Source organism: Streptomyces sp. NPDC000880, from assembly GCF_053599675.1.
The window spans coordinates 1-26,360 of record NZ_JBSFMS010000024.1 but is presented as its reverse complement, the minus strand read 5'-3'; the positions used below and the strand labels follow the sequence as shown (position 1 = coordinate 26,360).

General features: G+C 68.7%; 25 protein-coding genes and 3 pseudogenes. 17 read left to right on the top strand and 11 right to left on the bottom strand.

Features of this window, described 5'->3' with window-relative positions:
- Window positions 1–298: 298 nt before the first annotated feature.
- Together ACWDO5_RS11075 and ACWDO5_RS11070 are read left to right on the top strand one after the other, a co-directional pair.
- Window positions 299–1,909: an FAD-dependent monooxygenase gene (locus ACWDO5_RS11075; protein ID WP_450530034.1), complete on the top strand. Its 1,611-nt coding sequence runs from the start codon at window positions 299–301 to the stop codon at window positions 1,907–1,909.
- Between the two features lie 232 nt (window positions 1,910–2,141).
- On the top strand, window positions 2,142–2,912 hold the full coding sequence (locus tag ACWDO5_RS11070; protein WP_450530033.1) for an IclR family transcriptional regulator: 771 nt from the start codon (window positions 2,142–2,144) through the stop codon (window positions 2,910–2,912).
- A 10-nt stretch (window positions 2,913–2,922) separates the two neighbouring features.
- Here the strand turns inward: ACWDO5_RS11070 and ACWDO5_RS11065 are convergent, their stop codons facing one another.
- The 5 genes from ACWDO5_RS11065 to ACWDO5_RS11045 all read right to left on the bottom strand — a co-directional run bounded on the left by ACWDO5_RS11065 (window position 2,923) and on the right by ACWDO5_RS11045 (window position 7,991).
- Window positions 2,923–3,924, bottom strand: coding sequence for an acetamidase/formamidase family protein (locus tag ACWDO5_RS11065; protein ID WP_450530032.1), 1,002 nt, complete (start codon window positions 3,922–3,924; stop codon window positions 2,923–2,925).
- 52 nt (window positions 3,925–3,976) lie between these two features.
- Window positions 3,977–5,098, bottom strand: coding sequence for an amidase (locus ACWDO5_RS11060; RefSeq protein ID WP_450530031.1), 1,122 nt, complete (start codon window positions 5,096–5,098; stop codon window positions 3,977–3,979).
- Window positions 5,099–5,275: 177 nt separating this feature from the next.
- Window positions 5,276–6,118, bottom strand: a complete 843-nt coding sequence (locus ACWDO5_RS11055) for an ABC transporter permease (RefSeq protein WP_450530030.1) — start codon at window positions 6,116–6,118, stop codon at window positions 5,276–5,278.
- 79 nt (window positions 6,119–6,197) lie between these two features.
- The gene (locus tag ACWDO5_RS11050; RefSeq protein WP_450530029.1) at window positions 6,198–7,004 is read right to left on the bottom strand and encodes an ABC transporter ATP-binding protein; all 807 of its coding nucleotides are present in this window, start codon (window positions 7,002–7,004) and stop codon (window positions 6,198–6,200) included.
- A gap of 12 nt (window positions 7,005–7,016) precedes the next feature.
- The gene (locus ACWDO5_RS11045) at window positions 7,017–7,991 is read right to left on the bottom strand and encodes an ABC transporter substrate-binding protein (RefSeq protein ID WP_450530028.1); all 975 of its coding nucleotides are present in this window, start codon (window positions 7,989–7,991) and stop codon (window positions 7,017–7,019) included.
- A 506-nt stretch (window positions 7,992–8,497) separates the two neighbouring features.
- Between ACWDO5_RS11045 and ACWDO5_RS11040 the strand changes: the two genes are divergently transcribed.
- Window positions 8,498–8,920, top strand: coding sequence for a hypothetical protein (locus ACWDO5_RS11040; RefSeq protein ID WP_450530027.1), 423 nt, complete (start codon window positions 8,498–8,500; stop codon window positions 8,918–8,920).
- A gap of 405 nt (window positions 8,921–9,325) precedes the next feature.
- On the opposite strand, the gene ACWDO5_RS11035 is transcribed toward ACWDO5_RS11040, so the two are convergent.
- On the bottom strand, window positions 9,326–9,988 hold the full coding sequence (locus ACWDO5_RS11035) for a TetR/AcrR family transcriptional regulator (RefSeq protein WP_450530026.1): 663 nt from the start codon (window positions 9,986–9,988) through the stop codon (window positions 9,326–9,328).
- Window positions 9,989–10,266: 278 nt separating this feature from the next.
- On the opposite strand from ACWDO5_RS11035, the gene ACWDO5_RS11030 reads away from it, so the two are divergent.
- Entirely contained in the window at window positions 10,267–11,466 is a 1,200-nt protein-coding gene (locus ACWDO5_RS11030; RefSeq protein WP_450530066.1) for a YncE family protein, read from the top strand.
- A 7-nt stretch (window positions 11,467–11,473) separates the two neighbouring features.
- Here ACWDO5_RS11030 and ACWDO5_RS11025 read toward each other — a convergent pair whose 3' ends face one another.
- Window positions 11,474–11,794, bottom strand: coding sequence for a GNAT family N-acetyltransferase (locus ACWDO5_RS11025; RefSeq protein WP_450530065.1), 321 nt, complete (start codon window positions 11,792–11,794; stop codon window positions 11,474–11,476).
- A 139-nt stretch (window positions 11,795–11,933) separates the two neighbouring features.
- Here ACWDO5_RS11025 and ACWDO5_RS11020 point away from each other — a divergent pair, with 139 nt between their 5' ends.
- The 3 genes from ACWDO5_RS11020 (at window position 11,934) to ACWDO5_RS11010 (ending at window position 13,513) form a co-directional block, all read left to right on the top strand.
- Complete coding sequence (locus ACWDO5_RS11020; protein WP_450530025.1) at window positions 11,934–12,458, top strand: hypothetical protein; 525 nt, start codon at window positions 11,934–11,936, stop codon at window positions 12,456–12,458.
- A gap of 202 nt (window positions 12,459–12,660) precedes the next feature.
- Window positions 12,661–13,173, top strand: coding sequence for a DinB family protein (locus tag ACWDO5_RS11015; protein ID WP_450530064.1), 513 nt, complete (start codon window positions 12,661–12,663; stop codon window positions 13,171–13,173).
- Window positions 13,174–13,267: 94 nt separating this feature from the next.
- Entirely contained in the window at window positions 13,268–13,513 is a 246-nt protein-coding gene (locus tag ACWDO5_RS11010; protein WP_450530024.1) for a hypothetical protein, read from the top strand.
- 178 nt (window positions 13,514–13,691) lie between these two features.
- Here ACWDO5_RS11010 and ACWDO5_RS11005 read toward each other — a convergent pair whose 3' ends face one another.
- Window positions 13,692–14,219 carry a PP2C family protein-serine/threonine phosphatase gene (locus ACWDO5_RS11005; protein ID WP_450530023.1) on the bottom strand — a complete coding sequence of 176 codons (528 nt, stop codon included), beginning with the start codon at window positions 14,217–14,219 and terminating at the stop codon, window positions 13,692–13,694.
- 201 nt (window positions 14,220–14,420) lie between these two features.
- Complete coding sequence (locus ACWDO5_RS11000) at window positions 14,421–16,619, bottom strand: phosphocholine-specific phospholipase C (RefSeq protein WP_450530022.1); 2,199 nt, start codon at window positions 16,617–16,619, stop codon at window positions 14,421–14,423.
- A 217-nt stretch (window positions 16,620–16,836) separates the two neighbouring features.
- On the opposite strand from ACWDO5_RS11000, the gene ACWDO5_RS10995 reads away from it, so the two are divergent.
- The 5 genes from ACWDO5_RS10995 (at window position 16,837) to ACWDO5_RS10975 (ending at window position 22,862) form a co-directional block, all read left to right on the top strand.
- Window positions 16,837–17,481: a hypothetical protein gene (locus tag ACWDO5_RS10995; protein ID WP_450530021.1), complete on the top strand. Its 645-nt coding sequence runs from the start codon at window positions 16,837–16,839 to the stop codon at window positions 17,479–17,481.
- On the top strand, window positions 17,451–17,897 hold the full coding sequence (locus ACWDO5_RS10990) for a hypothetical protein (RefSeq protein WP_450530020.1): 447 nt from the start codon (window positions 17,451–17,453) through the stop codon (window positions 17,895–17,897). Before ACWDO5_RS10995 ends, ACWDO5_RS10990 begins: the two co-directional genes overlap by 31 nt.
- Window positions 17,898–17,995: 98 nt before the next feature.
- The gene (locus ACWDO5_RS10985; protein WP_450530019.1) at window positions 17,996–20,296 is read left to right on the top strand and encodes an FUSC family protein; all 2,301 of its coding nucleotides are present in this window, start codon (window positions 17,996–17,998) and stop codon (window positions 20,294–20,296) included.
- A gap of 141 nt (window positions 20,297–20,437) precedes the next feature.
- On the top strand, window positions 20,438–21,229 hold the full coding sequence (locus ACWDO5_RS10980) for a peptidoglycan recognition protein family protein (protein WP_450530018.1): 792 nt from the start codon (window positions 20,438–20,440) through the stop codon (window positions 21,227–21,229).
- Between the two features lie 715 nt (window positions 21,230–21,944).
- Window positions 21,945–22,862: a S1 family peptidase gene (locus ACWDO5_RS10975; protein ID WP_450530017.1), complete on the top strand. Its 918-nt coding sequence runs from the start codon at window positions 21,945–21,947 to the stop codon at window positions 22,860–22,862.
- 102 nt (window positions 22,863–22,964) lie between these two features.
- Here ACWDO5_RS10975 and ACWDO5_RS10970 read toward each other — a convergent pair whose 3' ends face one another.
- Both ACWDO5_RS10970 and ACWDO5_RS10965 read right to left on the bottom strand, forming a co-directional pair.
- Window positions 22,965–23,345 (bottom strand): hypothetical protein, encoded by a 381-nt coding sequence (locus tag ACWDO5_RS10970; RefSeq protein WP_450530016.1) that lies wholly within the window; start codon window positions 23,343–23,345, stop codon window positions 22,965–22,967.
- Window positions 23,346–23,408: 63 nt separating this feature from the next.
- Entirely contained in the window at window positions 23,409–24,368 is a 960-nt protein-coding gene (locus tag ACWDO5_RS10965; protein ID WP_450530015.1) for a lysylphosphatidylglycerol synthase transmembrane domain-containing protein, read from the bottom strand.
- 184 nt (window positions 24,369–24,552) lie between these two features.
- On the opposite strand from ACWDO5_RS10965, the pseudogene ACWDO5_RS10960 reads away from it, so the two are divergent.
- The 5 genes and pseudogenes from ACWDO5_RS10960 to ACWDO5_RS10940 form a co-directional block, all read left to right on the top strand.
- Window positions 24,553–24,726 (top strand): annotated as a pseudogene (locus tag ACWDO5_RS10960) (cupin domain-containing protein); the annotation flags it as partial.
- Window positions 24,727–25,196: 470 nt separating this feature from the next.
- A complete protein-coding gene (locus ACWDO5_RS10955) occupies window positions 25,197–25,577 on the top strand; it encodes a nuclear transport factor 2 family protein (RefSeq protein WP_450530014.1) in 381 nt (126 codons plus the stop codon).
- 296 nt (window positions 25,578–25,873) lie between these two features.
- Window positions 25,874–26,113, top strand: a complete 240-nt coding sequence (locus ACWDO5_RS10950) for a DUF4158 domain-containing protein (protein ID WP_450530013.1) — start codon at window positions 25,874–25,876, stop codon at window positions 26,111–26,113.
- A 29-nt stretch (window positions 26,114–26,142) separates the two neighbouring features.
- Window positions 26,143–26,244: pseudogene (locus ACWDO5_RS10945) on the top strand (Tn3 family transposase); the annotation flags it as partial.
- A gap of 4 nt (window positions 26,245–26,248) precedes the next feature.
- Window positions 26,249–26,360, top strand: a pseudogene (locus ACWDO5_RS10940) (AraC family transcriptional regulator); the annotation flags it as partial.

The window sequence follows — 26,360 nt, the reverse complement described above, 5'->3', positions numbered from 1 at the left end:
TCGACACTGACCTGATTCGGGTGCTGGCGTCATCGAGGCGCTCGCCGGTTCGTTCGCCCGGCTCGCCACCACTGCCCGTACGACCGTCGAGACCGACCGAAAGCGAGGTTGCTGACAACCGCGACCGAACCCGGCACCGCGTCACCGCCACGGCGGTGAGGATGCCTCGATCGTCCGCCAAGCTCTGCCCGCCCGCCGGCGGATGAGGCCGGCAGCCCGTCAGGGCCCGCCGCGGCGCATTCCCCTGTTCCTCGTGCCTTCGCAAGCGCGGCGAGCGCTTGGGCGGCACACTGCTGCCATGGCTGCGAGTCAATCGCTTGATGTACTGGTGGTGGGTGCCGGGCCGACCGGGTTGGCTCTTGCGGCGCAGTTGCATGCGTACGGGGCGCGGTTCCGGATCATCGACCGGCACCTCGACCGGGCCCGGGAATCACGAGCGCTGGCCATCCAGCCCCGGACCCTGGAAGCCCTCTCCCCGTTCGGCGTGACGGACGAACTGGTCGCGCGCGGGAACCCGGCCGTGCAGCTGCGGATGCATCTTCCGGGTCGTACCGTGCGGCTGCCGCTGTTCGACATCGGCGTCGCCGACACCCCGTACCCTTTCCTGCTGTTCCTGTCCCAGGCCGAGACGGAGAGCGTGCTCGGCGGCCATCTCGCCGCGGCGGGTACGACGGTCGAGCGGGGCACCGAGCTGGTGGACATGACGGCCGAAAACGCCTATGCAGCATGCCGGTTGAGGCATCAGGGCGGGGGCGAGGAGGAGGTGACCGCCCGCTATGTCGTCGGCTGCGACGGGGCGCACAGCACGGTCCGCGATCGGGCCGGTATCGCCTTCGAGGGCTACGCCTACCCGCAGACGTTCGTACTCGCGGACCTGGAGGTGGACGGTCTGGAAAAGGGCGCTGCGCACGCGTACCTGACCGAGGCCGGGGTGCTGTTCTTCTTCCCGCTGGTCTCACCGGCGAGCTGGCGGATGCTCGCGATGCGGCCGCCGGGAGAGACTGACGCCGAAAGCCCGGTGGAACTCGGGCAGTTGGGGGCGATCGTCGACCGCTACGTCAGCGACCGGCTGCACCTGCGGGACCCCGTATGGATGACCGACTTCAAGATCCACAACCGCGGCGCCAAGAACTACCGCGCCGGCCACGTCTTCCTCGCCGGCGACGCCGCCCACATCCACAGCCCCGCCGGGGCCCAGGGCATGAACACCGGTATCCAGGACTCGCTCAATCTCGGCTGGAAGCTCGCCCTCGTCTGCCGTGACGCGGCGCCGGACGCCCTGTTGGACACGTACGAGAGCGAACGCGCCCCGGTCGGCCGGAACGTGCTGCGCTTCACGGACCGCGCGTTCACCATTGCCACCAGCCGCAATCCACTGCTCAAGCTGGCCCGCGCCCACGTCGCACCCCGCCTTGCACCGCCGGCCCTACGCCTTCCCTTCCTGCGCGCCGCGGCCTTCCGTACGGTCTCGCAGCTGGCCATCCACTACCGGCGCAGCCTCGCCACGACCGAGGGCCCGCATTCGCCCAGGCACGGCCCGCGGGCAGGTGACCGGCTCCCCGACTCCCCCGGCGACCTGCACGCGATGACGGCCGCTCCCGGGCACCACCTGCTCCTGTGCGGGCGCCAGGTGTGGGACACCGACGGGATCGCGGCCGCCACCAGCGGTCGCGACCGCCTCCTTCACGTCCACACGCTCGGTACGAGCGGGCCTTGGCGGGGCATCACCCACTGCCTGGTCCGGCCGGACGGCTACATCGGATACCGCGCCGGAGGAACGGACCTGACCGGTCTTCTCGGATACCTCGACCGGTGGCTGCCGCGGGCCGATCAGGCGGCGGACAACAACCGCTTCATCGGATCTCGCTCTCGGCGAGTTCGCGGAAGCCGCGGGCGGGGCGGCCGGTGATGCGTTCGACGGTGTCGGTGACGCGGTCTTCCGCTCCGGCATGGCGCGAGCTGCAACATCTCCTATTTGTTCGGTACTTGGGTGGGGCGGAGACCGATTCACTCGGTGCGCAACCGTTCCGGTGCGACGTCCACGGCCGGCTCGGCGAACTCCGGTCGCGTGCCGCTCTACGGCACGCCGTGCCGCGAAGAGCTACAGTAAGGCCAGAAGTGCGCTACTGAGGAGTCCCTGGATGCGTAACGTCCTGAACACCCTCCGGGTGCTGGAGGAGGTCGCGACGCGACAGCCGGTCGGCGTCGGCGAACTGGCACGGATACTGGAGATGCCCAAGAGTTCCGTGCAACGCGCGCTGCACACCCTCAACACGGCGGGATGGATCCGTCCCGCGAAGGGCGAGGTCACCAAGTGGCTGGTGACCACCAAGGCACTCTACGTAGGCCGGCACGCGAGTGGGGACCTCGGGCTGCGCGACGCGGCAATGCCGATCATGGAGGACCTGCGCCGTCGTACCGAGGAGACGATTCACCTAACGGTTCCCGAGGGCGACAAGGTGGTGCTGATCGAACGGCTGGAAACGTCCAAACCACTGCGCATCAGCATGAACTTGGGGCATGCCCTGCCCCTCCATGCATCCGCCAACGGCAAGGCGGTACTGGCGAACAGCCCCGCCGAGATCGTTGACCGGCTGCTCGCCGAAGAGCTGCCGTGCTACACCGACACGACGATCACCGATCCGGACCGGTTGCTCGCCGAGCTGGATCAGATCCAGGCACAGGGATACGCGACCAACCGCGGCGAGTGGCGCTCCGACGTCGGCTCGGTCGCGGGCGCCGTCATGGGCAGCGGCCAGGAGCCGGTCGCAAGCCTCAGTGTCAACGTACCGATCACCCGCCTGACCGACGAATCCCAATCCTTTTACGGCAGCGTGGTGAGCGAGGCCGCAAGAACCCTCACCGCCCGGCTTGGGCACCTGCGCGACCCGGCCCCGCGCACCTCCGCATGACGTCAACGCCTCAGTGCAGTGAGCCGGAAAGCTCTCGCAGATGGGCGTGCATGCCGCCGTAGGCCTGGACGCGTGGCAACACGTTCTTGGCGACCTTGACCACGGCGGAGAAATTCGGATCCACCATGTTCGCGATGGGCGACTTGCTGATCTGGGTGAGCAGTTGGTACGCGTCCATCTTCGCCATGCCGAGCAGCTCCTGCAGCCAGCCGATCATGTCGACTTGGCCGACGCGCCACGCGTCGTCCAGCGGCCGGCCGGAACCGACCACCATCAGATGCTCGTCATCCTCGATCCGCGGCCAGGCCGGGGCTCCTCCCTTGATCAACTCCACGATGAGTGTCACGTCCATCGCCGTTTCGACGGCGACCCCACAGGTTTCGCCCTCGCCTTGGCGGGCATGCCCGTCGCCGATGGAGAACAGCGCGCCCTCGACGTTCACCCCGAGATAGCAGGTCGACCCGGCCCGCATTTCGGGGGTGTCCATGTTCCCGCCGAAATAGTCCGGCACGGCCGTCGTCCTGACCTCCTTCAGCGCAGGCGCCAACCCTACGGTGCCGAGCATCGGTTCCAGCGGCAGATCAATCCGGTGCTCGGTTTCCAGGGCTTGGAACGTCACGATCTTCTTGTCCCTGTTGATCTCGTAGACCCAGGTGAGCTCGGGCAGCGGCTCCTGCAGCGTGGCGGTGCGGTCCGTCCCGGTGAGCGCGCCGAACAGCGGCAACGTGGTGGACACTCCCCAGTCCCGGGCTGGTTCGATGGACACGAAGTGCAACGCGAGCGTGTCGCCCACCTCGGCGCCTTCCACGTAGAACGGCCCTGTCTGCGGGTTGGTGTACCGAATATCCAGCAGTTGGGAAGGGCGGTCCTGCGGCCGACGGAGCCGACCGGCGAACGCATCGTCGGTCCACAGTTGCAGCACCGTGCCAGGCATCACCCGCCGAATAGGCGCAGTGCCGCCGAAGGTCCACCCGTACTGTTCGAATTGCGGCGTGAATTCGATGATTTCCATCGTGTGCTGTCTCTCCTGGAAGATTGTGTCGGGTCTGTCACCCAAGGACCGCTCATCGTGCCGGGACACCGAGTTGGGCATCGAGCCGTCCGTAGTGTTCCGAAAAGCCGAGCAGTTCCTCGACGCCGGCAGCCAGTCGCAGAAGCGCGGCATCCGCCCCTCGGGGGCCGACCAGCTGGACGCCCATCGGCAGGCCGGTCGGGCCGAGACCGGCGGGCAAACAGACCGTTGGGACCCCGGCCAGGCTCCACCGGGTGCAGAACCGGGGGTCTCCGTTGTCGCCGGCGAGCGGTGCTTCACCCGCCGCCGGAACCGTGATCAACGCATCCAGCTCGGCGAACTGCGCATCGAACCGTGCCAGCAGCTCGCCACGCCGGCGCAGCGCCGATCCGTATTCCGTGGCGCTGACTCGGGCCGCATCCCGAAGGAACCCGGCGATGTGGTCCCCGAGCAGATCGAGCCGTTGCAGTCCGAGCCCTTGCAGGCTCTGATGGCCCTCGAACTCGAAGATGGTCTTGTACACCACCAGCGCTTCCTCGTCGCACAGTGCGGTGACCACCTCTTCGGTCTTCGCGCCCTGGTCGGCCAATAGATCTACGGTGCTGGTCAGCAGGGTTTGCATGGGTTCGGTCACCCTCGACCAGTCGCTGGTGCGCACCACGCCGATCCGTACACCACGCAGGCTTGGCGGGGGCTGCGCGGCCACCTTCCGGTAGCCCAACTGCCCGCCGGCCATGACGTCCGTGGCGACCCCGGCGAGCTGAACCGAGCGGGCGAAGCTGCCCACAGTGTCGAAAGACGGGGCGAAGCCGAGCATCCCAGCTACGGGAATGGTGCCGTAGCTGGGTTTGACACCCACGACACCGCAGTAGGACGCGGGCCGAATCACCGAGCCGTTGGTCTGACTGCCGATGGCCAGTGGCACCTCACCCGCGGCCACTGCCGCGGCCGAGCCGGTTGAGGACCCTCCTGGGCTGTGGGCCAAGTTCCACGGATTCCTGGTCATGTTCGGGCCGAAGTAGGCGAATTCGGAGGTGACGGTCTTGCCCACTACGACCGCTTGCCATTGCTGCAACGCGGCCACCGCGGGTGCGGTTCGGGTTGCCTTTCGGGCCGGCAGGGCAACCGTGCCGAACGCGGTCGGAAGGCCTGCCACGTCGAACAGGTCCTTCACTCCGAGCGGAATCTGGTCCGGTGAGTCAGATGCCGACGCGTCGCTGCTGCCTACGCAGGCGAAGGCACGGAAGCGGAGATCCTGTTCGGCGATTCGCAGTAGGTGCTCAGTGATGAGGCTCATATGCAGTCCTTTCGACGCCTCTGGACCGGGCGGTGGCCGTAGGCATCAGCCCGGTCAAGCGGATAGTGCCAGAAATCGCCAACGCAGGATCCAGCGTTCCACTCGGCTGATGGCACCCAGTAGAAGCAGTGACATCGTCCCGACTACGAGGAGGTTCGCCAGCACCGTGGACACGTCGTAGAGGTTGCCGGCGATGAGGATCGCGTGACCGAGCCCCGCGCTGGAGGAGATGAACTCGCCGATGATCGCACCGATCAGGGCAAGGCCTGCTGTCAGCCGCAGCCCACCGCAGATATGCACCACTGAGGAGGGCAGCACGAGCAGGCGGAAGATCCTCGAGGTGGGAGAGCCGAGCGAGCGCAGCAACCGGATCTGCAGCGGGTCCGTGCCCCGGGCGCCGTCGAAGGCCAGCACCAGCGCCGTAACCACCACTGAGGATGCGGACATCACCACCTTTGAGGTGGTGCCGGTGCCCACCCAGACGATGATGATCGGGGCCAGGGCCGCGATCGGCGTGGCACCAAGGAAGGCGATGACCGGCCGCAGCATCTGCTCCACCAGCCGCGAGTACCACAGAGCCACGCCGACAGTCGCGCCGATGAGATTGCCGATGACAAAGCCCAGTACGGCCTCCATCGCGGTGGTCAGGGTGTTGGTGATCAACTCCCCCGATTGCAGGCTCGACAGCAGCACCTGGGCAATCGCCTTAGGACTGCCGTAGAGCAGACCGGCGTCCGATCCGTTGTCCACCGCGTACTGCCACGCGGCGAGACCGATCGCGACGAGGACCACATCCAACACGATGGCCACCGCCAGGGAACGGTGCCGCCGGCCGGCCGAGTCCATCCTGGGCCCAGAGGGTTTCGGCGCCGTGCCCATGGCCGGCGGCTCGGCCATAGCCGGCCGGGACAACTCCTGCTCAGTACTCACGACAAGTCCCTTCTACGAGCGAGCGGCTGCGCAGCAGCGGCAGTCCTCACGACTCGATCTCCCGCCAGATGTCGCGGACGTAGTGCCCAAAGCCCTCGGCATCGCGGACCTCGAACGGCGCGAGTCCCGATGCGGCGAAGGGCACCTCGTGGATGGCTGCGACCCGCCCTGGCCGACCGGTCATCACCAGGACCACATCGGAGACTGCGACGGCCTCGTCGATGTCGTGGGTGACCATGATCGCGGTCCCGCCCGAGCGGCGAAACGGCGCGAGAAGTTCCGCTTCGAGTTTGAGTTTGGTCTGGTAGTCCAGGGAGGAGAACGGCTCGTCGAGCAGCAGCAGCGGCGGATCGGTGCTCATGGTGCGCGCGAACGCGGCGCGCTGGCGCATGCCGCCGGACAGTTGGCAGGGGTAGAGGGATTCGAACCCCTCCAGCCCGTACGCGGGTAGCAGGTCGCGCGCCTTCTGGCGTGCGGCCCGACGCGGCTGCCCCTGGGCCTCCAGACCCAGTGCGACGTTCTGGACGACATTTCGCCAGTCCAGCAGGAGGTCCCGTTGAAACATGTAACCCATCCGCCGGCCCCGCTCCAGAATCGTGTTGCGGACCGAGCCGGCAGCGGGCGTGCTCAACCCGGAGACGAGGTTGAGCAACGTCGACTTTCCGCAGCCGCTGGGGCCGACGATCGACACAAAACTTCCCGTCGAAACCTCGAACGAGACGTCCTGCAGAGCTGTGTAGCTCCCGAACCGCACCGTGACGTGCTCCAGTGCCACGACGACGTCGGCGGATTCGACGGCGGCGCGTTGGGTGGTGGGCGTTCCAGCCGCGACATGTGTGCCAACTTCACTCATGCGGGGTCTCCCTCAGTTCACGTGCACGTCGGCAGCGGCCTTCTGGGCAAAGGAGTTATCGACGATCTCGCCGAAGCTGATGTCGCAGGAGCAGTTGCCCAGCTTCCGGCCTAGGTCCATCAGCTTGTTCCAACCGGCCTGTGGTACCACCAGCGTCTTGGACGGGATGCCGTTGTCGAGCTCGCGCTGGATAGCTGCGTCGATGACTTTCGCCGGCAGTGAGGGGAATTCCGCGCGTGCGATCGCTTTGGCGGCATCCGGGTGGGCGTAGGTGTACTCGGCGCCCATCTGCAGTGCGTTGACCACCTTCTGCACCACGGTGGGGTTGGCCTTCACGTAGCTGGACCTCGCCTGCAGACCGGTGTTGGTGAACTCACCGATGGCGTCGGACCAGCTGTACAGAACGTGAGCGCCGTTCTGGACGACGGCCGTGTCCACGTTGGGCTCCTGGGCAACGACAACATCGGCTTGTCCGGCCAGTACGGGCCCGAGCTCTGTGCCGGGGGCCACGGTCGTGATCTTGACATCCTTCGCCGGGTCCAGCCCAGCCTGCTTCAAGCTGTTCGTCAGCACGTTGTAGTTGGTGTTCGGAGGCGGATTGGTGACGAAGGTATGGCCTTTGAACTGCGCGGGATTGTCAAACGGCGTGCTGATGTTCTTCGACACCGCGAAAAACTGCGCCCGCGACACCAACTCCCCCAGGACCACGCCGTCGCCGTGCTTCTCGCGGGAGATCTCGGCCATCGTGGCGTCACCCAACGCGAACTGCGCCGAGCCGCCGAGGACAGCGGCGAATGCCTGGGAATCGCCACCGGCCGCGCTGAGGCGCAAGTCGATTCCCTGTTGCTTGAAAAAGCCCTTGTGCTGCGCGACGTACAGGTTGATGTAGCCGAGGTTGTGCACTGCCTCGACGAGGCTGACACGCGTCGTTCCGTCCGACGATGCCGTTACGGAACTCCCAGAACCACAGGCCGAGAGAGAGGTCACCAAGACCAATGCTGTCAGGCCTGGCATCACCAGCCGCGATCCCGTCGGGGTGGACCTGAACCTGTGCATTCAAACCTCCATGGGGGGCATCGCTTGTGGGTCAGCGGGAAAGGAACGGGTTACTGCGACTTCTTCGCCGGCGGCGTCGCATCTGAATCGAGGGCAGCGTGTGCCGCATCACGGCACGATGTGCCGTTAGGAGGCACCAAACTGTCGTTCCGCCCAAGCTGGGGAGTCAAGCTTTGAGCTGCTAAGAAGATGTAACGTAAAGTTACGAACGCATGGCGGCGGCGTAGTCAACTTGTCTGCCGCGTGGCCGCGTGAGGGTGCGTCAGGGCACGGTTCGCGCAGGTCACGGTGTGGTGGTCAGGGTGCTGTGGGCAGGCCTATGGCCTGGGTCCAAGTGGTGAATGGGTCGGTCTTCCGGTCGCGGTACCGGGGTGCGGTGAGGCGCCACCGCCGTCGCCGTCAGCGCCGACTGGATCACCGCCGCCGAGCAAGACGAGGTGTACGATCCGATCGGCCCGAGGACCGAAGTCGTCGACCTCGCCGGGAGGTTGCTGATCGCCGCGCAGCTCTCAAGTGAGGGCCGCAGGGTTGGGCGGTGGGCGGCCGTCTCCCGCGAGTTCGGCCGCGTCTGCCCCGACCAGGTCATCGGCGTGCACCTGAACCTGCTGCCCGGCTCGGCCGCGGCCGAGGAGCCGGACTCCGACGAACTGGCTGCGCTCAGCCCGGCGGAGCGCGGGCGACACACTGGCCTCGTGGGAACGGAGTCGGCAGTGGGGCGCCGCGACAGCCAGGGTTACGCCGACATCCAGTCCACCCGGCCACAGACACTGGTCTACGGGCTGACCGACTCGTCAGTCGGCCAACTAGCCTGGACAGCCGAGAAGTTCCAGGAGTGGACCGATTCGCGGGGACCGCCCTGACGCCGTCGACCGCGAAGGACGGTCCACTGCACCAGAATCCGGCTCTTTGGCGAGATCCGGGCATACGCCCCTCACCTGCTGTCCCGGGCCGGCGGGACCGAGCGCGCCTGAGCGAGCGCACCTTCGCCCGTCGGTTCCGCGCCCCCCTGGGCACCACTCCGCCGCAATGGTTCCAGCAACGGGTATGGCTGGCACAGGAGTTGCTGGAAAACCACCGACGATGGTGGAGCTCATCGCCGGGCGGGCGGGCTTCGGCACGGCGGCCAATCTGCGGCACCACTTCCGGCAGATCACAACGGTGCCCCGCAGACGTACCGCCACGTCTTCCGCCATCGCGCGGGCCGGCGACTTGCCTGGAAGGCCGCTCCGTTGAGCTGAAGGCGAGTTGCGCGTCGCCGGGGCGGGCTATGCGCCGGGCGGCCGCCGGTCGACCGGGCGCAGGATGCCCAGAAGCAACTGCACGAGCTCGTCGACGAGCTGATTGAGCGTCGCGTCCACCCAGCCGGCCCTCCAGTCGTGCAGGAGACCGTTCACGCTTCCGATGAAGGCCGCCGCGGCGACGCGATAGTCACGAGGCGCAGCCTCGCCTCGCTCGACCGCCGCTGCCGCCTCGGCGCAGATGAGGTCCACCCACCGGGAGCGCCGGGCCAGGCGCTGCTCCTCCAGCCGCGGACCGACACCGATGATCTCGACGAAGGTGATGCGGATACGACGCGGGTCGCCGGTGACGTTGGCGGCGTAGGCACGGAAGGTCGCCGTGGCGCGTTCCGCGATCGGCAGACCGTCGGCAGCTGCGAGCGCGGTCAGGGCGGCTTCCTCCGCCCAGTCGTTGACCTGCAGGTGCAGAGCGGCCAGTACGTCTTCGAGGGTGCGGAACTCCTCGTAGAACTGACGGGTGGACAGTCCCGCGGCCTCGCTCAACGCCGCCACTGTCGTGGCACGGTAACCGGGGCTGTCGCCGAAGAGCTGGAGCCCGGCGTCGAGGAACCGCTGACGCCGGTCGGCCTGCCGCTCCTCGGCGGACCTGCCCCCGTAGCGGCCGGTCGGTTGTCTGAGCCTGCCCGCCACTGGCCCTCCCTCCCTCGTCGATCCTGGCATTTTCTCGTGCCGTGAGCCTTGTGGAGTGTCCCGCCTCTCGTTACTTTCCAGTAGCTCAATCTGAACGCAGGCGTATTCAGATTGGGCTGCTGGCACCGCTCTTCGCACAAGCCGCACCCGACTCCCCCACGGAAGGAACGACGATGTCCTTGCCCACAAGCCGGCGTTCACGGCGGATCGTGCCCGTGCGCGTCCCCCGGCGCCGCACGTCCCTGCGCATACTCAGTGCTCTCGCCGCAGCCTTCACCATGGCAGGCGCGGCCTCCGCGACGGCGGCAGCCCCACGTGACGGCGCCTTGGGCCTCAAGGAGGTGATGTTCGTGGGCAACAACTGGGACGGCACCGCCGACGTCATCGCGTCCACAGGCGACTTCTCCAAGATCGGCCGCATCAACGTCATTCCGGACAAGGACCAACGGCTCACGGAGATCTACCTCAACCCGGTCAAGCTCATCTACTTCCTCGGCGTCCGCAACGGCCCCGGCGAGGGACACGACCAGTTCGTCGACGACATGTACTCCACGCCCGACGGCTCTGCCATGGTTGTCTCCCGCCCGAGCTTCGCCGACGTCGTGTCGATCGACCTCGCCACGGGCCGGATCAACTGGCGCTTCCCCGTGTCGGGTTACCGCTCCGACCATATGGCGGTCTCCCCCGACGGCACACGCGTGGCCGTCTCGGCATCCACGTCCAACACCGTGCATGTGCTCGACATCCGGACCGGCAAGCAGGTCGGGTCGTTCAAGACTGGGGACAAACCGCACGAGAACGTCTTCACCGACGGCGGCAAGTACCTCTGGAACATGTCCATCGGCGAGGTCACCACCGCGCTCGACGACCCCGCGATGGACTGGACGAAGGGCGACCGCCGCATCACCGTCGTCGACGCCACCACCTTCAAAGAGGTCAAGGTCATCGACATGCGCGGGCGCCTCGACGCCTTCGGCCGCGAGGACCTGTCCGACGCGGTCCGGCCCGTCGCCTTCACGCCGGACGAGTCGAAGCTGTACTTCCAGGTCTCCTTCTTCAACGGCTTCGCCGAGTACGACGTCGCCTCCGACCGGATCACCCGGGTGAAGACGCTGCCGAAGAACCCCGCGACCAGCGAGGACCGCACCACCTGGGTCAACGACTCCCGCCACCACGGGATGTCGATGAACCCGGCGGGCGACAAGCTGTGCGTCGCCGGCACGATGGACGACTACGCGACGATCGTCGACCGGGCAACGCTCCAGGAGGGGCCGCTGGTGACGGCCTCGAAGCCGTACTGGGCGACCGTGAGCGGGGACGGCGCATCCTGCGTCATCTCGGAGAGCGGCGCGGACCGCGTCACCGCGATCGACTTCGCCACCGGCAAGAAGGTCGCGTCCGTGGCGGTGGGCGACCATCCGCAGCGCGTACGCATCGCCCATGTGGCAGCCGACTGGACCGGCCCCAGGGCGGACTGATCACCCGTCAGCCTTTCGGGCGTGTCTCTGCGAGTCGACCGTGTTGCGGCAACCCCGAGTTGACGTCGTCGAGTCGCCTCTCGAACCAATGGTGGGCATACGGGCTCGTCGTTGAAGGGGGCGACCTCCGCCTAGCCGCCGGAACGGTAGAGGGGATGGCCTCGCCCAGGGTCTTGTTCGTCTCGAGCCGCACAAGGTGCGCGCCCCGTCGACGGGCGTGCTCTTCGAGCTCTACGAGGAGGCGTCGACCGACGCCGGGGCCCCGGGCCGACGCCGCGACCCTACGTTTGGACTCCGCTGCGCAGCGCTCAACGGGGCCAGCGGCGATCGGGCCGGCTCATCGCCGCGCTGGTTCAGCACCTCGTGTCCGAGGCGTCCGACCTCCGTCGCCACCAGGCCGTCCGCCCACGCTACGCCGTGGGCGGACACCCTTCCCTCCACCGACCCAGCTGCCTAATCTGAATTACATGATTACAACCGAGCAGGAACAGGCGCTGCGCGGCTGGTTCGCCGGGCGGATACCTGAAGGACTCTTCAGTGAGCTCCTGGACGTGACCGTGGACCGTGAGGAGATCACTGTCGTCGGCCGGATCCCGGAGCCTGACCTCGGCGCCGAGGCGACCGAGGCGGAACGCGAAGCCTCTCTGGAGGGACGTGTATCGGAGTTCAGGGAACGTACCCGCGAGGAGCGCATCGAGGTGGCGCGCGAGGCAGAGCGGCGGTTCAGGCGCAAGGTCTCGTGGGGCGTGGAGTGCGGTGACAGGCGGGCCATGTACACCACCGTCTCCGCACCGGTGATGACGCGCCTGCGCCAGCCCGAGCGCCAGGTGCTGGACACGCTGATCGCCGGCGGCGTCGCCCGAAGCCGCAGCGAAGCACTGGCATGGTGCGTCCGCTTGGTGCAGCGCAATACGGACACCTGGCTGAGCGACCTGCGTGACTCCCTCCAGCATGTCCAGGAGGTGCGCGCGCAGGGGCCTGACACCGAGTAGGACACACCCTGGAACAGGCGGCCACTGTGCCGGTCCGTGTTTCCAACCCGCTGACCAGGTACGGCACCTGACGGTGTCACAGCTGTGACGAGGGCCCGTGACAGGCGGGCATCCGTCACGATCAACCATGTCGGCCGACCAGGGTTTCACCGGCACGAAAATGTCGTGCGATGTGACGACCGCCGAGGTAGCGTCGGCGCCCATGACGCCTCCCCGCATTCGCCCCCCTTTCGTCGCGGACGAACGGACGCAGCTTGTCGGCTGGCTCGACATGCAGCGCGCGATCATCCAATGGAAGTGCGAAGGGCTGTCCGACGCGGAGGCCCACCGATCCGTCCTTCCGACCTCGCCCCGGATGACGATGGCCGGTGTCCTCTCCCACATGCGATGGGTGGAGAACTGCTGGTTCGAGGTCCTCTTCCTGGGCCGGCCCGCCAAGGGGCCTCAATTCGAAGACGGGCCCGAGGACGGCGACATGATCGTCGAAGGCATCCCCCTCGCACAGCTCCTCGAGGAGTACGACCGGCAGTGCGCGGTGTCGAACGAGATCATTGCGACCCATTCCCTGGATGAGGTGGGCAGGCATCCCGACTTCGATTCTGCTGCCGCGACCCTGCGGTGGATGTTGATCCACATGGTCGAGGAGACCGCCCGGCACGCGGGTCACGTGGATACCATCCGGGAGCTCCTCGACGGCGAAAGGGGCTACTACTAAGCCCGTTCAGCGGCCGCCGCCGGGCGCGCGAGCGCCGTTGTCAGTGCCGCGCGAGATGCTTGACGGTCTGACACCTTCAAAGGAGGCAACCGAGATGACCGGTCCTGAGCTCGCCGCGGCCCAGGCGTACGTACGGCTGCTGGAGACCACCCGGGCTGTCCTCGCCGACGCGCGACAGGCACCGCCCGCCCTTCCGCTGCTGACCGTCCCGATCGCCGAGGCCGACGAGGCGTTGCGCGCCATCGGTCTGGCGGGGAACGAGGCTTCCTTCTTCGGCCTGGTCGCCCGGCTTCGGACCGTCCTGCCCGAGGAGAGGGGGCAGGACAGCCAGGCGGCTTGATGCGCGGTCCGGGTTCCAACCCGCTCTCGCCCAGGGTTGCCGAGTGATCATTCCTGGCCAGGAGCAGGTTGCGGGGTAGTCCCGGCGTCCGGTGCTCCGTCGGCCTCGTGGGGGAAGCCGTTGATGTGGATGATCTTCCTGAGCTGGTGGCCCGGCTGGAGTTTCGGCGATCGCTGGATTACCACCATGGCTGCGTCGTCGCCCAGGCGCCCGCCGACGTGGTCGATGAGGTTGTCGCGGATGTGGTGCAGCAGTGCTCAGGACCGCTGCGGGTCCATTGCGCGACGCGTTCGGCGAGCGGGTAGAAGGCCCCGTCGGGATCTCTGGCCTTGATCACGCCGTCGGTGTAGAGCAGGAGCGTGTCGTCCTCCTCGAAGGTGAACGCCTCGAGAGTGCAGCCGGTCCTCGGCAGATCACACATGCCCAGCGGGGGCTGGGAATGGCGAGCGTGCACGGTGGTCACGCGACCCTTGCGCAGCAACAGGGGCGGGGGGTGTCCGCAGTTGATCATCTGCGCCATGGGGTACTCGTCGGGGATGTCGAGCATCAGGACGGTGACGAAGTGCTCCCCAAACTCGTCGTCTGCCTCGGGGTGATAGGAGGGCTCGACGTGCTCGGCCAGGTGCCTGCAGATGCTGTCCTCCAGGGTGTCGACGAGTTCGAGAAGAGTGGCGGACCGGTGGGCGGCTTCCCGGAAGGCGCCCATCAGCACAGAGGCGTCGCTGAGGTCAGGCCTTTGCCCCGGACGTCCCCGATGATCAGACGCGTTCCTACCCTCGTGCGCGTCGCCGCGTACAGGTCCCCGCCGATCTGCGCCTCGTCCTCGGCGAGCCAATCGCTTCTACGGTTGCGCTGCGAGCTGCTCGGGCGCCGCCGGGTGGTGTCCCAGCGGCGCCCGGGGCCGGTGTCAGTTGGCGGCTACGGGACTCTCCGCCGGCTGGATGTGGGCTGCCATGGCCGGGTCGCTGATGCCGTCCCCGCCTGTTTCCACGCGGCCCGCGAAGCGGCGCTCGAGCGACGAGCCGTCCACGGTGACGGTGAAGTCGTACCAGTGACCGCTCGGGTTCAGCGACCAGCGCCGCACGACTTCCTTGCGGGACGGCACATGGATCGTCCGGGGCTCGGTGAAGCGGTAGGCGTGGGGCTCGACGTGCAGCGTGACCGCCTTCGGTCCGGGATTGTGCACGGTGAGGACGACAGACTTGCTGTGACGGTCGTACCGAACCCGGAGCTCGGGGCCGGCCGTGGAGGCCGTATTCCCTGTGAAGGAACGGAAGAAGCCGCCCGGACCGTGGACCTCGAGGTCGTACGCGCCCGAGTCCGTCGCCATGGCGTCCCACACATCGGTGAGCTGCTTCCCGGCCTCGACGGTGTAACGCCGCGGGATCCGGTCGAGATGAAGCCTGTCGTACACGTGGAAGACGGCGCCCTTGTGACCGGTGTTGAGGAACCGGAGGGTGACCGTGCCCGCCCCGTGGTCGGTGGAGGCGTCGGTGTGGAGTTCATACGGCAGCGCGCGGGAGTAGCGCGTCCCGCGCTCCTGGAACAGCGGCTCCGGTGCCGTCGGCGCCTTCGGTGCCGGCAGGGTGCGCTGCTGGGCGTCGGAGTCGGCCCAGTCGCTCTGGTCGGGAAGTGTCGGGAACCGCTGGGCGTTGGGGTGCTTGAAGTCGAAGGCCGAGGTGAGGTCCCCGGAGACCGCGCGGTGCCACGGACTGATGGCGTTTATCCGGACGTCGAAGCGCTGTTCGAGGAACATGCCCACCGAGGTGTGGTCGAACACCTGCGAATCGACCCAGCCGCCCCGGCTCCACGGGGATACGACGTAGAGCGGCACCCGCGGGCCCAGGCCCCACGGCCGGGTCGTCCCGCTGATCGTGTCCTGGGGCTTGAGCCACGACGACGTCTGGACAGAGGCGTCGAAGTACTCACCATCCAGCGGGACCGTCGACTTTCCGGCGAGCGTGCCGTCGAGGTTGTAGGACGGAACGGCCGGTGCGGGCACGTGGTCGAAGAGACCGTCGTTCTCGTCGTAGGTCAGCAGGAAGACGGTCTTGCTCCACACCTCCGGGTTGGCAGTCAGCGCGTCCAGCACGTCAGCCGTGAAGTTGCCGCCGTGCGTAGGGCTGGAGCCCGCGCCGGGGTGCTCGGAGTTGCTCTTCGTCGTCAGCACCCAGGAGACCTGCGGCAGCGTGTCGTTGAGCACGTCCTCCCGGAGCCGGTCCAGGAAGTCGGGGCCGCCGGTCATGCCGTGCTCGTACACCGGGGTCCCGGGCCGCGCGGTACGGAAGCTCTCGAACGCCAGGCCGCCGTGCATCGCGCCGGTCCAGTTGTCGTTCATGTCCTGGTAGATGTGCCAGCTGACGCCCTCACGCTCAAGCACGTCGGGGATGGTGTCCCAGGTGAACGCGTTGCTCGCGTACTTGTAGGTCTGCGGCCACGCGCCGGGCACCCATTCACCGCTGATCCAGGATCGGAGGTTGTTGGGCTCGGACTGGTCGGGCTGGGCGTTGATGCCCTGGCGGCCGAGTTCGGGGTTGAAGTTGGAACCCGCCCAGAACGTGATGCGGTTGGGGTCGGTGCCGGTGGTGATGGAGCAGTGGTAGGCGTCGCAGATCGTGAACGCCTCGGCGAGGGCGAACTGGAAGGGGATGTCGTCCCGCCGGTAGTACCCCATGGAGTACTCGGTCTTGTACTTGGGCCAGTAGCCGAGTTTGCCCTGGTTCCAGGCGGCCTGCGAGTCGGAGAACGAGTGAGGGGTCGAGGGGACGAGGAGTGCGCTGGAGCGCTCGGGGTCGAGGTGGTACGGCGGGATCTCGCGCGAGCCGTCGGACTGGTACCAGACCGATTTCCCGCTCTCGAGCGGGATCGGGAACCGGTCACCGAAGCCGCGCACGCCGCGCATCGTACCGAAGTAGTGGTCGAAGCCGCGGTTCTCCTGCATCAGGATCACGACATGCTCGACGTCCTTGATGGTTCCCGTGCGGACGGCCGCGTCGACGGCGAGGGCCCGGCTGATGGATCCGGGGAGCACGGACGCGGCGGCTGCTGCCCCCAGAGTCGTCGCCGACCGGCGGAGAAAGTCGCGTCGACTGGTTGGTGAGGGCATGGCACATTTCCTTCGCTCGGCCGAGTGGCTGCACCCGGACAGGGACCGTCTCCGGAAGCACTTCGGCCTCCGGGGCCGGGTGTTTCCCGTGTGGTGACGGCTGCAGCCAGCACAACCTAGGAAGGCATGATGAACCCGGAGCGACCGTGCGGAAGATCGGCATGAACAGTCTGGTGGCCCGCCTGCACGAAGGTACGGGCATCCCAAGGACCGGCGGGTGGACCTGAAGCAGGTCCAGGCCGGGCTCGCGGTGTCCGCCGACGGCGGTATCCCCGTCCACGCCCGTGTCTTCGGCGGCGGAGGTCAGCAGGTCGTCGGGGCGCTGAAGGACCTCCAGACGATGGCCGGCGAGCAGGAGTTCTTGATGGTCGCCGATTCCAAGCTGGTGTCCTACCCGAACATCGCCGCACTGCTGGCCGCGAAGGTGCCCTTCATCGCCCCGGTCCCGGCCGCGCAGATCAAGGACGGGGTCTACGCCGCCCTCGACCTGGACCAGGCGGCGGTCGTGGACTGGCTGCCGGAGCGGGACGCGGGCAAGGCGACCGGTGAGCGCGAGGTCTACCGGGTACTGGAGGACGTCCACACCCTGACCGGCCCTCGCACACGGGACCCGGTCCTGACGGTGCGGCGCATCCTGGTCCACTCCACCGGGAATGCGGCCGGCCAGCAGGCGGCCCGCGCCAAACGCCTGGCCAAGGCCGCCGAAGACCTGGACAAGCTCGCCCGCGCGGCGGGCGGCCGACATTACAAGACCGGTGAGAAGGTCGCCGCCCGCATCGGAGTGATCACCGCGAAACGCCGCGTCGTCTCCTGCCTGCGCTGGCACACATCGTGCAGGACGGGTCCGGCGTCCCGTCGCTGAGCTGGCGCTTCGACCAGGACGTGCTCGACGCCGAGGCCGCGGTCGACGGCTGGTACGCACTGCTCACGCCCCTGACAGCCGAGCAGGCCGACCCGGCGGACGTCCTGATCCGGTACAAGGGCCAGGGCGCGGTCGAGCCCCGATACCACGACTTCAAGGGCCCTCTCGTGGTCACCCCGGTGTTCGTCCAGCACAACCACCGCGTGGCCGCCCTGATCCAGGTGATCTGCCTGGACCTGCTGGTCTTCAGCCTGATCGAACGCCAGCCATGGTGGCCCCGCCCCGCCATCCCCCGCGATCCGGACTGCCCGGCGCGGAGGGCACCTTGTCCGAGGTGGAGGACCGGACCGACCGGGCTGCGGGCCATCGGTCGCGCGCCGACAATGGACGAGGACGCACGCCCGACAGCCCCGTGACGACGGGCAACGGCTGAGAGGAATGTGCCCTTGTGCCCAATGTGCGCAGAGCCGTCCTTCGCCGCGCCGGCGCCCGGCAGCAGCCGTGAGGCGCAACAGTGACCGGCGCGCGTACCGCTGAACCGCCCCGGCGGCACCGTCCCGATACGCGAAAGCCGGGGCGTACGGCGATCGTGCACCGGGCGATCCGGGTCACCTTCGCCGCGTGCGCCGGGTTCTATCCCCTTGTGTACGGGCTGAACCAGCCCCATATGGCGATCTACGCCCTGTTCGGACCGGTGGCGCTCGGAATGCTGTCGCCGATTCCCGGGTCCGGGCGACAGCGGGCCGCCGTCATGCTGCGGGCGCTTCCGGCCGGCCTGGTGCTGGTCGCCCTGGGGACGACGCTGGCCGTACGGACCTGGGCAGCGGTTCTCGGGATGCTGGTCGTCGGATTCGTGCTCGCCTTTGCGGCGGTGGCGGGTCCCCGCCCGGCCGGGGCGGCACCCGGCCTGCAACTCTTCTACATCCTGGCCTGCTTCCCGCCCTACGCCCCGGACACCCTGGGGGCGCGGCTGGCAGGCCTCACCCTGGGCGTGCTGCTGCTCGCGGCCTGCGAAGTGTTCCTGCTGCCTGCCGCGCCGACCGTCTCGTACAGGGAGAGCCTGGCGTACGCCGTCGAGGCCGCGGGACAGGCCGCCGCCGGGGCCGCGGCGGCTTCCGCGGGCACCGCGGCGCCGGACGCCGGCCCGCGCGACGGCACGCCCGGCGGCCCGGTCGACAGCGCGCCGGGCAGCCCGGACAGCAGCCCGGACAGCAGCCCGGTCAACGGCCCGGTCGACAGCTCGGCCGACCGGCTGCGCGCGATCGGGCACCAGCTGCGCTTCTCCCGTGTGCCGCCCTCCGAGCGCCCCGCCGGGGCCGGGCGCGTGGACCGTGCCATGGCGCAGGCGGGTGTCGCGGCCCGCACGTTGCTGAACCAGTTGGCACGGCTGGGCAACACCTCGCCGACCGCCACGACTCGGCGAGGCGCGGAATCCGGCGCCGCTTCGGCCGATCTCCTCAGCGGTATCGCGGCGCTCTGCGCCGCAACCGCGGCAGCCCTGCGCACGGGACGGTCGCACGCCCTGCCCGGGTCTATGGAGCAGGCGATACGGGACTTCCAGGCACTGCGCATCCGGCAGGCGACCGGCCCACCGGAGGCCGTGCCGCCTGTTCCGGAACTGCGCCGCCAGGCAGCGGTCCTGGGCATGGCCGAGTCGGCCAGGATGCTGGAGACCGCCGTACGCGTCGGGCTCGACGGCAGGCGCACCCAGCCGATCCCTCCGCGGGAGCTTTTCTGGTATGCCGACACCAGTGCCGCCCGCCTGTGGTGGCGGCGCCTCGTCGGCAATATGACGCTGCGCTCAGTCCAGTTCCAGAACGCCGCCCGGACCGCGCTGGGCCTGGGCGCGGCCCGGCTGGTGGCCGGTTCCCTGGACCTGTCCCATGGCTTCTGGGTCCTCCTCGCCGTACTTACGCTGGGCCGCACCACCGCGGGGGAGACCTGGGCGGCAGTACGTTCGGCGCTGGTCGGCACGCTCGCGGGCGCGGTGGCGGCGGGGGCGCTGCTGCTCGTCCTGGGGCGGCACACCGTCGCCTACGCGGCCGTGCTCGCGCCCGGCATGCTGGCCGCTTTCGCGCTCGGGCCACTGCTCGGGATCGCGTGGGCGCAGGCGCTGTTCACCCTGGTGGTGTCCGCCGCGTTCGCCCAACTCGCCCCGGCCTCCTGGCAGCTCGCCGAGGCCAGGATCGTGGATGTGGTCACGGGCAGCGCGATCGGACTGCTGTGCGGGCTGCTCGCCTGGCCGGCCGGTGCCCGGCGCGAGGTGCGAAGAACCGTGGCCGACCTGCTGGACTCCTACGGGCCGCTGATCACCGGCACCGTCGGCGCGCTGCTCGCCGCCCCGCCGGGCGCGGCGCCCCTGCCGTCCACGTACCCCACCCTGCACAGACTGAGCCTCGCGGAGACCGCGTACGCGCAGTACCGGAGCGAACCGGGCGATCACTCGGTTGCGCATGGCGACTGGCATGCCGTGCTCATCACCGCGAACCACGTCCTGGTCGGTTCCCGCTGGCTCCCCCGCTTCGACCTGCCCCCGGCCGCCGTTACCCCTGACGCCGCCGCCTGGGCCCGTACGACCGCGGACCGGCTCGCTCTGACCACGGCTCGGATCGCCGCCCTCTGCGCGGGAAACAGACCGCCGCAACCTTCTGCCCCACCGGCACCCGCCGCGCCCGCCGAGGTACCGGGCAGCCCGCCGCTGCCCATGCTGATCGACCTCGAACAGTGGCTGAGCAGCCTCACCGCGGAGCTCGGCCATATCGAGCGCTCGGTGCCGCCGCTCAGGAGCGGCACACCTGGAAAGTCCCGCTGGTAAAACGTTCGACCAGCTACGTCTGGCTGCTGCGCCTGCCACGCACGGCCGCGGCACCGAACAGGACGATCCCGGTCAGCCTGGTACCCGATGGGCCGCGAGCCGCGGAGGCGCACCCAGGGGCGCCGCCTTACGCTCATGGTCATGACCATCGACCGGCGCATGGTGCTGCGCGGCATGGGCAGGGCGGCCACGGCAGGCCTGATCGGTGCCGCACTGGCCGCGGGTGACACGGGCAGGCCGGCTACGACGGCCCGCCACGCCCGCCCCACCCACCCGCGGGCCGAGCCCGCCGCCCCGTGGGCCGCGGCTCAGCCGACCGTCGTACCACGCACGGCCTGGCAGGCCGCCCCGGTGCGTCGCCACAAACCGACTCTCACCGCGACCGCGGTCAAGGCGGTCTTCATCCATCACACCAATAGCGGTAACGACTACACCCGACGAGAGGTCCCCGATCTCATCCGCTACCTCTCCGGCGACCACACCGAGAACCGGGACTGGGACGATGTGGGCTACAACTTTTTCGTCGACCGGACCGGCACCATCTACGAGGGACGTGCCGGGGGCATCGCCAACCCTATCGTCGGCGCACACACCCTGGGCTTCAACGTCGGCACCGTCGGCGTAGCGGCGATCGGCAGTTTCGGTAATGGCTCGACCGTGCCGGCGCCCATGCTGGAGGCGATAGCCCAACTCTCCGCGTGGAAACTCGGCCTGTACGGGGTGGATCCACGCGGCAGCACGGTCCTGGTGTCCACCAACGACGCCAGCAAGTATCCGGAGGGAAGGCGGGTCGTGTTCCATACGATTTCCGGGCACCGCGACGGGTACTGGACGCGGTGCCCCGGCGCCGCGCTGTACGGGCTCCTCCCCCAGATCCGCGACCGCGCCGCCCGCCTCCAGTCGCGACCCGCCGGCCTGGCATCAACCCTCTGACGCCTTCGGCCTCCGTTCAGAACCGGACACAGAGCCCGCGTGTACGAACGGTGGCGAATTACGCATAGCGCTGCGCGTCGCGGCCCCCCGCCGCCAGGTGGTGCTGGTGAGGTGGCCGTCGCCTTGTGTGCTTTCACATCTCGACGCGGGGCCGCGCCGGACGCCAGCCATCCGCCCCTCGGTCACGTCCCGGAGGCGCGCGTGTGCAGGAGCCACCACAGCGGTACGGAGTCCGGCGGCCGGCCGCCGACGGGAGCCAAGGCCGGTGCCGCGCCGGTCCAGGGCTCCCTCCCGTCAGACCTCGTCGACTCTGAGCAGCAGAAAGGGCGAGGCCTCTGCCAGCTACGGAATCGGGAGCTACGGTGCTGACCTCTCCCCATCGCCTGACTCGCGAGTCAGTTGACAGGGCGTCAGCAAACGACTGAGACTTTGCCGCTTCCCCAAAGGACTCACCCGCACCGGCACTCCGGCCACCGCAGCCTCAGCACACGACGACCGGCGGGACGAACCTCGCGCCGCCGTCCGTCAATTGTCACCGATGGACGCGCGTAGAGCGGCTGAAAGGCGCCCTTGTCGCCAATGCAACCGGAGCCCAGGATTCCTACCGGCGCAGGTTGTCAGGATCATGACCGTTACAAATGGCCATATCCCGGCTTCCGCGCGCTGACGGGCCCGCCCACCCAGCGGGCCCCGGATTCCCCCACCGGAGGATGTAGTGAACTTCAAGCGGTTCTCCCCCCTCGGCGGCGTCGCGAGACGTGCACGGCTGATCGCCGTCGCATCAACTCTGCTGACCGTCTCCGCGCTTGCCGTCCCGACCGCTGTGGCCGAATCGGGCGCCGACGTACGGGCCACCACCGCCCAGCTCGCGCAGGCGAGCGACGCCGTACTCGACACGGACGTGGCCGGCACCGCCTGGTACACGGACGCCGCATCGGGCAAGGTCGTCGTCACCGCTGACGACACTGTCTCGGCCGCCGAGATCGCCGAGATCAAGAAGGCCGCGGGCGCACGGGCCGGCGCCCTTGAGATCAAGCGCACACCCGGGACGTTCAACAAGCTCATCGCGGGCGGCCAGGCCATCTACACGGGCGGCGGACGCTGCTCGCTCGGCTTCAACGTCCGCAGCGGGAGCACGTACTACGCCCTCACCGCCGGCCACTGCACCAACATCGGCAGCACCTGGTACACCAACTCGGCCCAGACCACGGTTCTGGGGTCCACCGCCGGTTCCAGCTTCCCCGGCAACGACTACGGCATAATCCGGCACTCCAACGCCTCGGCCGCGGACGGCCGGGTCTACCTCTACAACGGCTCCTACCGTGACATCACGAGTGCCGGCAACGCCTACGTCGGTCAGTCCGTACAGCGCAGTGGCAGCACCACCGGCCTCCGCGGCGGCACCGTCACCGGCCTCAACGCAACCGTCAACTACGGCGGCGGGGACGTCGTCTACGGCCTGATCCAGACCAACGTCTGCGCCGAGCCCGGCGACAGCGGCGGCGCCCTTTTCGCCGGCAGCACCGCGCTCGGTCTGACCTCGGGCGGCAGCGGCAACTGCTCCTCCGGCGGCACCACGTTCTTCCAGCCCGTAACTGAGGCGCTGAGCGCCTACGGGGTGAGCGTCTTCTGACGCACTGACACCGTGACGCACTGACGCGCTGAAAAGAGCCGGCGGACCCCCTTCGGGCGGTCCGCCGGCTTCATCCCGCTGCACGGGAGCACGCCGCCGCCGTCAGCCGTTCGGGCCGATCCGCAGTTCGTGCTCTTCCTCGCCGGAGCCGACGTCGCGGTGACCCTCGTCAGTCACGTCGAAGTACATCTGAAGGCCGCGGACGAGGCGCTGGATGTCGTCCGGGCGGCCGTAGACGAGAGCGTGGACGACCTCGGGCAGCGGGACGGGAGTGCTCAGAGGACGGCTGGTCCGCACGTCGAAGGACCTGGTCGACACCACCGGGCGCCCGTCCGGAGGGGACGTGATTGCGCCGGTCCCAGGCAGCGCAGGGGTGAAGATCGCAGCAAGCGTCTCGTACACGACTGAGGCCGCTGCGCTCCCGTCCATGTGCACCCCGACCGTTCCCGGCCGGCGGCTGCCCACAGCTGTCTCACCGCTCACTCGATGCCGCATTCCCTCAGCATCAGGGCAGCCGCGTGCATCCGCTCGGGGAGCGAGCCCGATTCAGAGCACCTTCCACCGAACCAGCGCCCCCAACACCATGGCCCCGGGAAGCAGCGGCAGCCACACCGTGATGATCCGGAAGCCAAGTACCGTGGCCGTGGCCACGGTGATCGGCACCCCTGACGCGACGAGCGTCAGGACCAGGGCCGCGTCGACGGAGCCGATACCTCCCGGGGTGGGCACCATCCCTGCCGCGATGCTCGCCGCCAGGTACGCGATGGCCACATGGAGCCCGGGCAGCGGCACGTCGAGAGCCACCGCCACCGACGCCAGAACACAGGCCTGCAGCGCGGGAAAGGCCAGCGCGCCGCCCCACAGCGCCAGCACCCGGGAGGGCCGGCTGTGCAAGGCGCGGGCGTCGGTCAGTGCTGTGTGCAGAAAGCCGCGGACGGTGCGGCGCAGCGGGCGTATGGCGAACAGGGCCAGTGCCAGCACGGCTAGCACCGCGGCCATCACCAGGAGCAGGACCAGCACAGTGCGTCCGTCAGGGGTAATTTCGTCCAGTGGGAGGGCGCTGGGGACCACTGCCAGCAGGGCGAACAACAGCACGAAGCGGGCGATCGGCTCAACCAGGGAGTAGAGGGCGAGCGAGGCCGTCCCCCGGGACAGTGGTATGCCGCAGTTGCGCAGGAAACGCAGCGTCACGGCATGCGCGCCGAGGCCGGCGGGCAGCACATGATTGGCGGCGCCCGCGGCGAACTGCGAGGCAAGCAGCCGCCCAGCGGGCAGCGGCTCGAGGATCGCCCCCTGCCGTACGCAGGAAGCCGCCACCCAGCACAGTCCTGTCACTGCCACCGCGATCAGCAGCCAGACGGGGTCCGCACCGCGCAGCCTCCCCGCCCCCTCGGCGATCACCGACCAGTGCGTCACCACCCAGATGGTGATCAGGGCCAGCGGGATCAGACACGCGATCTGACGTAGCGGCACCCTCCGCAAGACCGGCGTCACGGACAAAGCCACAGCCAGCCGTCCTTCCACATTCATCAGGCCGCCCGAGGCGAGGCGCCGGGCACATAAAGACACTGCCCGCCGTTTGCAACGCACTGGTGTCCAGCAGCCGACGAAATGGCAAGGCGCACGTGACTGAAACGGCGCACGGCCGGGGAGGTCGATGTGCGCGGGCACCCGGCTAAGGTGACCCGCCATGACGAACCTTGATCAAGCCGCCGCTCCGGATCCGGCTCCCGCGTCCTTCGCCGTGCACATTCCGGACGCCGACCTGGAGCCGGAGCCCCTCGACCCGGCCCAGATCATCTCCGGCGAACCCGTCGTGACCGGGAAGGTGCTGTGGGAGTCCGCCGACGGCAAGCAACTGCGGGTACCGGTAAGAACCGTGTCAGTGCGCCACGAGGCGCTGTTGTTTCGGACGGAGGGGTGGAAGACCACCGTCGCTTCGCTGTCGTAGCGGTGGGGTGAAGCTGGAGGCAGCCTGAACCGGGGATCGCCGGGGAGGGCGAGATTCCACTCTCTCACAGCGAGCCGACTCGCTGGAGAGCACCTATTGACATCACGGAGCTGGCTTGGAGGGCGGCGACGTCGGCATGCGCTTGTTCGGACCGAGCCGCCGACGCCGCCAGCGTCCGCGGCTCCACCTCGAGCGCACGTGGACGAACGTTGACTCTCATCCGCACCGGCACCCTGCTGCTCATGACCCGTTCCCCTCGCTCGCGCGGGCACCGGGGGCGCGTCCGGCACGGGACCCTGAGGGTCCGCAGGTACTGTGGCGGCGATCGCGGTGGCCCGCACGTCCGGCGAGGCCCCCGGCCACCGTTCTTGAGGAGACGCGAGATGAACCTGCTGGAGGAGAAGTACGAACGCTGGAACAGCCGGGACTTCGAGGGTGCCGCCGCGTGCTACACCGAGGACGGCACGCACCACGACCAGACGCTCGGCGTCACGTGGACGCCGAAGGAGGTCGCGGAGTTCACGAAGCTGATGTTCGACGTCATCCCCGAGCTGCGCTTCGAGATCGTCAACAGCTTCCAGACCGACTCCTTCGTCGCCGGCGAGCTGGTCATGTACGGCCGCTTCGAGAACGACATGGGCGACGTGAAGGCCACCGGCAAGCCGCTGAAGGTCCACTTCGCCACGTTCGGCGAGATCCGCGACGGCAAGATCCACCGGATGACGGACTACTACAACAAGCTCGAGCTCACGGGCGAGGTCTAGGCGGCGCGCCGCCCGGCCCGGGACGCCCGCCCTGCGCTACGGGCCGGTCCGCTCGCTGGGCATCTCGAGGCCCGCGCCGCCGACCCTCCCCTCCTCGACCTGGAGGCGCTCGAGATCGGGGTCGGACACTGCGTCCACCGCGTCGCGGCCGGGCACGAGCCAGGCGATCAGGCCCCGGACTCCTATCTCTGACCCACGGCGCAAAGTACCCGCGGCGCCTCCTGATGACCCCGTTTCTTCGTAGTCGGCCGATTCGTTAGGCCGAACGAGTTGTCGGCAGAGGCGCGGGAGCGTTCATGCGCCGGGAGTGGTTCCCCGAGGACGTGGTGGCGTGCTGGACGCCGGTGGCCGATGACTGGGAACTGGTAGCGAACAAGTCCGGGCCGACCAGGCTCGGCTTCGTTCTGTTGCTGAAGTTCTTCGAGCTGGAGGGCCGGTTCCCGCAGTTCATCGAGGAGTTCCCGCAGGCCGCCGTCGAGTACGTGGCCGACGTGGTGAAGGTGCCGGCGGAGGACTTGGCGAAATACGACATGTAGCCGATGACGCCCCGCCCGGCTGGCCGGCCCTGGGTGCCTCGCTAACGCGGCCAGTCCGCTGGGAGCTGATCGAGCAGCAGTACGACCAGATGGTCAAGTACGCCACCGCCCTGCGCCTCGGCACTGCGGAGGCCGCTCGCCCGCGGCGTGAGCATGTCCGCCGGGCACCTCAGCCGCCAGTTCCGGCTGGCCTACGGCGAGTCGCCGTACGCGTACCTGATGACGCGTCGCATCGAGCGCGCGACGG

Bases quoted from the DNA above. Each gene is read 5' to 3' on its own strand.
- ACWDO5_RS11075 (WP_450530034.1), top strand. From the start codon at position 299: ATGGCTGCGAGTCAATCGCTTGATGTACTGGTGGTGGGTGCCGGGCCG.
- ACWDO5_RS11065 (WP_450530032.1), bottom strand. From the start codon at position 3,924: ATGGAAATCATCGAATTCACGCCGCAATTCGAACAGTACGGGTGGACC.
- ACWDO5_RS10955 (WP_450530014.1), top strand. From the start codon at position 25,197: ATGAACCTGCTGGAGGAGAAGTACGAACGCTGGAACAGCCGGGACTTC.
- ACWDO5_RS11030 (WP_450530066.1), top strand. From the start codon at position 10,267: ATGGCAGGCGCGGCCTCCGCGACGGCGGCAGCCCCACGTGACGGCGCC.
- ACWDO5_RS11000 (WP_450530022.1), bottom strand. From the start codon at position 16,619: ATGCCCTCACCAACCAGTCGACGCGACTTTCTCCGCCGGTCGGCGACG.
- ACWDO5_RS11005 (WP_450530023.1), bottom strand. From the start codon at position 14,219: ATGGGCGCCTTCCGGGAAGCCGCCCACCGGTCCGCCACTCTTCTCGAA.
- ACWDO5_RS11050 (WP_450530029.1), bottom strand. From the start codon at position 7,004: ATGAGTGAAGTTGGCACACATGTCGCGGCTGGAACGCCCACCACCCAA.
- ACWDO5_RS11020 (WP_450530025.1), top strand. From the start codon at position 11,934: ATGATTACAACCGAGCAGGAACAGGCGCTGCGCGGCTGGTTCGCCGGG.
- ACWDO5_RS11070 (WP_450530033.1), top strand. From the start codon at position 2,142: ATGCGTAACGTCCTGAACACCCTCCGGGTGCTGGAGGAGGTCGCGACG.
- ACWDO5_RS10980 (WP_450530018.1), top strand. From the start codon at position 20,438: ATGACCATCGACCGGCGCATGGTGCTGCGCGGCATGGGCAGGGCGGCC.
- ACWDO5_RS11010 (WP_450530024.1), top strand. From the start codon at position 13,268: ATGACCGGTCCTGAGCTCGCCGCGGCCCAGGCGTACGTACGGCTGCTG.
- ACWDO5_RS11055 (WP_450530030.1), bottom strand. From the start codon at position 6,118: ATGGCCGAGCCGCCGGCCATGGGCACGGCGCCGAAACCCTCTGGGCCC.
- ACWDO5_RS10950 (WP_450530013.1), top strand. From the start codon at position 25,874: ATGCGCCGGGAGTGGTTCCCCGAGGACGTGGTGGCGTGCTGGACGCCG.
- ACWDO5_RS11015 (WP_450530064.1), top strand. From the start codon at position 12,661: ATGACGCCTCCCCGCATTCGCCCCCCTTTCGTCGCGGACGAACGGACG.